At 73.8% G+C, this 5,720-nt stretch carries 4 protein-coding genes; 2 read left to right on the top strand and 2 right to left on the bottom strand.

Features of this window, described 5'->3' with window-relative positions; genetic code table 11:
- Both AOK18_RS21265 and AOK18_RS21260 read right to left on the bottom strand, forming a co-directional pair.
- On the bottom strand, nt 1-1,153 hold a 1,153-nt coding region (locus AOK18_RS21265), incomplete at its 3' end, for an acyl-CoA dehydrogenase family protein (RefSeq protein WP_055695390.1).
- A gap of 223 nt (nt 1,154-1,376) precedes the next feature.
- Entirely contained in the window at nt 1,377-3,032 is a 1,656-nt protein-coding gene (locus tag AOK18_RS21260; RefSeq protein WP_055695389.1) for an MFS transporter, read from the bottom strand.
- 356 nt (nt 3,033-3,388) lie between these two features.
- On the opposite strand from AOK18_RS21260, the gene AOK18_RS21255 reads away from it, so the two are divergent.
- Both AOK18_RS21255 and AOK18_RS21250 read left to right on the top strand, forming a co-directional pair.
- Nucleotides 3,389-4,684: a glycosyltransferase family 39 protein gene (locus AOK18_RS21255; protein WP_055695388.1), complete on the top strand. Its 1,296-nt coding sequence runs from the start codon at nt 3,389-3,391 to the stop codon at nt 4,682-4,684.
- Between the two features lie 267 nt (nt 4,685-4,951).
- Nucleotides 4,952-5,720, top strand: a 769-nt coding sequence (locus AOK18_RS21250) for a phosphatase PAP2 family protein (protein ID WP_055695387.1), incomplete at its 3' end; no start/stop codon positions are given.

The following is a 5,720-nucleotide window of genomic DNA, read 5'->3' as shown; positions in this document are numbered from 1 at the left end:
GCACCAGCTGGTGCATCTCCACGGTGCCCTCGTAGGTGAGCACCGACTCGAGGTTGGTCGCGTGCCGCATGACGGGGTACTCGAGCGAGATCCCGTTGGCGCCGAGAACGGTGCGGGCCGTGCGGCAGATGTCGATGGCCTCGCGGACGTTGTTCAGCTTGCCGAAGCTGACCTGCTCGGGACGCAGGCGGCCGGCGTCCATGCGCCGCCCGAGATGGTGGGCGAGCAGGATCCCCTTGTGCAGTTCGACCGCCATGTCGGCGAGTTTGGCCTGCGTCAGCTGGAACCCGCCGATGGGCCGCCCGAACTGCTCCCGCGACTTCGCGTAGTCGACGGCGGCCTCGAAGCAGGCGCGTGCGGCGCCCATCGCGCCCCAGACGATCCCGTACCGGGCGTGGTTCAGGCAGCTGAGCGGTCCGCGCAGCCCGATCGCCCCGGGCAGCACGGCGTCGGCGGGCAGCCGTACGTCGTCGAGGACCAGCTCGCTGGTGACGGAGGCGCGCAGCGACCACTTGTGCCTGATCTCGGGCGCCGAGAAGCCGGCGCTGTCGGTGGGCACCACGAACCCGCGGATCCCGTCGTCGGTCCGCGCCCACACCACGGCGACGTCGGCGACGGATCCGTTGGTGATCCACATCTTGCGGCCGTTCAGCACCCAGTCCCCGCCGTCGCGCTTGGCGTGGGTCCGCAGGGCGGCGGGGTCGGAGCCGTGGTCGGGTTCGGTGAGGCCGAAGCAGCCGATGATCTCGCCGGCGGCCATCCCCGGCAGCCACCGCCGTTTCTGCTCCTCGCTGCCGAACCGGTGGATCGCGTACATGGCGAGCGAGCCCTGCACGGAGACCAGGGACCGGATGCCGGAGTCGGCGGCCTCCAGCTCCAGGCAGGCGAGCCCGTACTGCACGGCCGAGGCGCCCGCGCAGCCGTAGCCGTCGAGCGGCATGCCGAGCGCGCCGATCCCGCCGAGTTCCCGGGCCAGTTCCCGGATGCCGGGCAGCTCGCCCTTCTCGTACCAGTCGGCGACGTACGGCAGCACCCGCTCCCCCGCCCAGGCGCGCACGGTGTCCCGGACGGCCAGGTCCTCCGGCTCCAGCAGGTCGTCGAGGCCGAGCGGGTCGGCCGGGTCGAAGGGGGGCGGCTTCGCGGGCATGGACACTCTCCGGGGCGGTGGGGCCGGTGCGGATCCGGGCGGGCGCGGCCCGCACCGGCCGCGCCGGCGGGGCCCGGCCCGGGTGGAGACGACCACCGCGGACCCGGGCACCGCGGACACGACCGGTGCGGATGCGGCGCCGGCCGCTCGTCCGGCGCCGCCCGTCGGGTTCGGGCCGACGTTACGACGCGGTGCCGTGCGGGTCCACCCCGGCGCCACGCGGCACGGCTCACACCGGGACGCGGGACTCCGCTGCCTCCCTGGGCGCGGGGACGTCGGGCGCCCCGGCCGGGACCCGGGCGGGGCCCTCCGGGGACGCCGCGCCGGGCGTTTCCCCGCCGGTCTCCGGCTCGTCCTGCGCCGTCCGCGGCAGCCGCAGCGCCATCACGGCCCCGAGCAGCAGCAGGGCCGCGCTGGCCAGCAGGGTCACGTGCAGCCCGTGCACGAAGGCGTGGCGTGCCGCGTCCCTCAGGGCGGCTCCGGCGGGTCCGCCCAGCTGGGCGGCGACCTCGTAGGCCTCGCCCAGCGAGTGCCGCGCCGCCGAGGACTCCGGGGCGGGCACCCCGGGGACCTTTTCGAGGCCCGGCGCGTAGGCGGCGTTCATCACGCTGCCGAGGAGCGCTATCCCGATCCCGGCGCCCAGCTGGTACGAGGTCTCGCCGATGGCGGCGGCCCCGCCCGCCTGCTGCGGGGGCGCCTCGCTCAGCATCGACTCGTACGCCCCGAACAGGGTGGTCTCCAGGCCGAAGCCGAGCAGGACGAACCCGCCCAGCAGGAGGGCCGGATTGTCCTGCTCGCCCATCGGGGTCAGCAGCAGGACCGCCGCGGCCGTCAGGCAGAAGCCGGAGAAGACCATGCGGCGCGGTCCGAACCGGCGCAGCAGCCTGGCGCCCGCCAGTCCCGCCGCCATCGCGGCGAACGTCAGCGGCACCAGCCGCAGGCCGGTCTCCAGCGGGGAGAGCCCGAGGACGAGCTGGAGGTACTGCGCGGCGATCAGTTCCAGGCCGACCAGGGCGAGCATCGCCAGCACGATGCAGCCCACCGACGTGCTGAACGCCGGCCGGGCGAACAGCCGCAGGTCGACCAGCGGGTGCGCGCGCCGCCGTTGCCGGCGGACGAAGGCGGCCAGCAGGGCGGCGCCCGCGGCCAGCACCAGGACGGTCCAGGGGCCCCCGGCGGACTCGCCGCCGAGCCGCTTCACCCCGAGGACCACCGCGAACAGCCCGGCGGCGGCCGTCAGCGCGCCCGTCACGTCCCAGGGGCCGTTCCCGTCCCCCTTGGACTCGGGCAGCAGGAGCCGTCCCACCGGAAGGCTCACCAGCATCAGCGGAATGTTGATGAGGAAGACCGAGCCCCACCAGAAGTGTTCGAGGAGGAAGCCGCCGAGCAGCGGTCCGACCGCCGCGCCCACCGCGGCCACCGCGCTCCAGACGCCGATGGCGAACGCCCGCTCGCGCCGGTCGGGGAAGACCTGGCGCAGGATCGACAGCGTCGCGGGCATGATCATCGCGCCGCCGACGCCGAGCAGCGCCCGTGCCGCGATCAGCACCGGCGCGCTGTCCGCGAGGGCCGCCAGTCCGGAGGCGATGCCGAACAGGGCGTAGCCGAGCAGGAGGACGCGTCTGCGGCCGACCCGGTCGCCCAGCGTGCCGAAGAGGATCAGCAGCGAGGCGCAGACCAGCGGGTAGGCGTCGACGATCCAGAGCAGTTCCATCGCGCCGGGCCTGAGGTCCTCCGTGACGGCGGGGACCGCCACGTGCAGCACGGTGGCGTCGACGGCGACGAGGAGCAGGCTGACGCAGAGGACGACGAGCACCACCCAGCGGTTGGCACCGGCCCCGGCCGCCCGACGGCGCGGCGAGGCGTCCGTGGTCGTCCCGGACATGTACAGACCTCCCAGCTGTTCCCTCGCCCTCGGCGGGCTCACGGGGTGGGGACTCCCCCGAGCCTCGGCCGGAGAGGAGCGGTGCGAACTCCGGCCCGCGCAACGAGCGACGAGTGACAGGCAGCGTACGCGAGGCGGGGCCGGTAAGGGGTGGCGGGCCTCTCACATCCGCGGCCGACGGGTGTGGCGTACACCACTTCCGCGCGGCTCCCACGGCCTGCTCCGGAGCCCTTCCCGGATCCATCCCGGGCCCCTCCCGAGTTCACCCCGGACCCCTCCGGAGTTCACCCCGGGCTCCTCCGGGGTTCGTCCACCCGCGGGACGGACCGGTCGCGCACCCGGTCGATAATCGGTCCGTGACGGATCTCGAGACGCGTACCGCACCGGTCCGCCCCGGGGCACTGCGCAGGGCCGCGCCGGCGCTCCTCGGGTACGCGGCCGTGCGCGCCCTGGGCCTCCTCGTCCTGGCCCTGTGGAGCGAGGCACGCGGGAAGAGCGCGTACACCCTCCTCACGGCCCGCTGGGACGCCCTCTGGTACACGGGGATCGCGGAGTCGGGGTACGGCTACGAGGTGCGCCTGGCGAACGGGGACGTGCACTCGAACCTGGCCTTCTTCCCCCTGCTCCCCTGGCTGGAGCGGCTGGTGGCGGCGGTGTCGCCGTTGTCGTACGCGGACGGGGGCTTCCTGGTCTCCGTGCTGGCCTCGCTCGCCGCGGCCTGGGGGATCTTCGCGGTGGCGGACCACCTGTACGGGCCGCGGGCCGGGGGCTGCGCGGTGCTGCTCTGGGCGGTGCTGCCGGTCGGGGTCGTCCAGTCGATGGCGTACAGCGAGTCCCTGTTCACGGCGCTCGCCGCCTGGTCGCTGTACGCGGTGCTGACGGGGCGCTGGGTGACGGCCGGGGTCCTGGCGTCGCTGGCCGGTCTGACCCGCCCGGTCGGGCTGGCGGTGATCGCGGCGGTCTGGACGGCGGGCGCCGTCTCCCTCCCGCACGCCCGCCGCGGTGCCGGGGAGGCGCACCGCTCGTCCGGGGGGTTCCGTGGTGCGGCGGCGAGGGACGGCGCGCGCTCCGGGGAACGCGCCGCCCCGGAGGGGGACACCCCGCGCGCGCCGTCCGCCGGGGGCGCGTCCGTCCCGCCGGGCTCCCCCGGCGCGGGTGCCCGCCGGGCGCTCGCCCTGTTCCTCGCCCCGCTCGGTGCCGCCGGTTACGTTCTGTGGGTCGGACACCGGACCGGGAAGGGCCCGTTCGGTTATCTCGACGTCCAGGCGGGCTGGCGGAACGGGTTCGACGGCGGTTTCGCCTTCGCCCGGTTCACGGCGGAGAAGTTCGCCTCGTTACCGACGGTTCCGGCGGGGATCGGACTGGTCCTCGGGGTCGGGCTGCTGGTGCGGCTGTACGTGCTCTGCGTGCGGCGGCGCCAACCGCTGCCGCTGCTGGTGTACGCCGGTGCCGTCACCGTCCTCGCCCTGTGCGCGTCGAGCTACTTCGGGTCGAAGCCGCGCCTGCTCATGCCCGCCTTCCCGTTGCTGCTGCCCCTTGCGCAGGGCCTGGCCCGGCTGCGGACGCCCAGGTCGGCGCTGGTGGTGACGTCCGCCGCGGCGGCCTCGGCGGTATACGGCGCCTTCTGGCTGAACGGCTCCGGGCCGCCCTGACCGCCCCCGCGGCCCCCGGCCGGTCCTCCCCATGCCGAGGGACGGTGAGCACCGGGGAAAATCCGCACCGGCCTCCGGTGAACGCATTCCGAAAGCGCGATAAAGAAACACTCCTTGAATGATCAAAGGAATTGGGGGCGGCGACGGGCGGCGATTACCGATTAGCGGAGAATAAAGGCCGCCTTGAGAGCAATCCCACATCACATGGTCATCACAAAGCCGCCGATTCGACGGGGCGGGACGTTCACTCCCTGTAACGTCGATTGGGTGCGTACCGAACGGAAGACCACCCGTCTGGACCGGGTGTTCGCGAGGCTGGATCGTGAGCCGGAACGACCGGCCCACATCGACGTGCCGCGAATGAGCCGGCACCGGACGGTGCTTTTCGGCTCCACCCTGGCCTTCTACGTGGCGATCGTGTGGGCCGTCGTCATCACGTCCTGGCTGGTCCGGCTGGACTGGCAGGTGATGTTCTTCCGCCCGTACGAGCAGTGGGCGGAACTGCACGCCTTCGTCGACTACTACGTGGTGCTCGGCCAGCGCGGTCCGACCGCGGTGATGGTGGCGGCCTGGCTGGGCTGGCGCTCCTGGCGGCAGCACACCCTGCGTCCCCTGCTCGCGCTCGCGGTCTCCCTGCTGCTGCTCAACGTCACCGTCGGGGCCGCGAAGTACGGCATGGGACGCCTCGGACCGCACTACGCGACCGAGATCGGCTCCAGCGAGATGTGGCTCGGCGGCAGCATATTTCCCAGCGGTCACACCGCGAACGCGGTGGTGACCTGGGGCATCCTGGCCTACCTGGCCTCCACCCCGAGAACGCGGCGCTGGCTGTCCGCCGTGTCCGCGGTGACCTCGCTCGGCGTCGGGCTGTCCACCGTCTACCTCGGCACCCACTGGCTGAGCGACGTCCTGCTCGGCTGGGTGGCGGGGCTGCTGATCCTGCTGGCCCTGCCCTGGTTCGAGCCGCTGATCGCCCGCGCGGAGGACCGGATCTTCGGCTGGCGCGACCACTGGCGGGACCGCTGGTACGCCCGGC

Origin of the sequence: Streptomyces prasinopilosus (assembly GCF_001419695.1) — a bacterium.
Taxonomy (GTDB): Bacteria; Actinomycetota; Actinomycetes; order Streptomycetales; family Streptomycetaceae; genus Streptomyces; species Streptomyces prasinopilosus.
Note: the sequence above shows the minus strand (reverse complement) of the source record. Positions and strands in the feature narration are given on the sequence as shown.

Coding starts and splice junctions, on each gene's coding strand:
- AOK18_RS21260 (WP_055695389.1), bottom strand. CDS start 3,032: ATGTCCGGGACGACCACGGACGCCTCGCCGCGCCGTCGGGCGGCCGGG.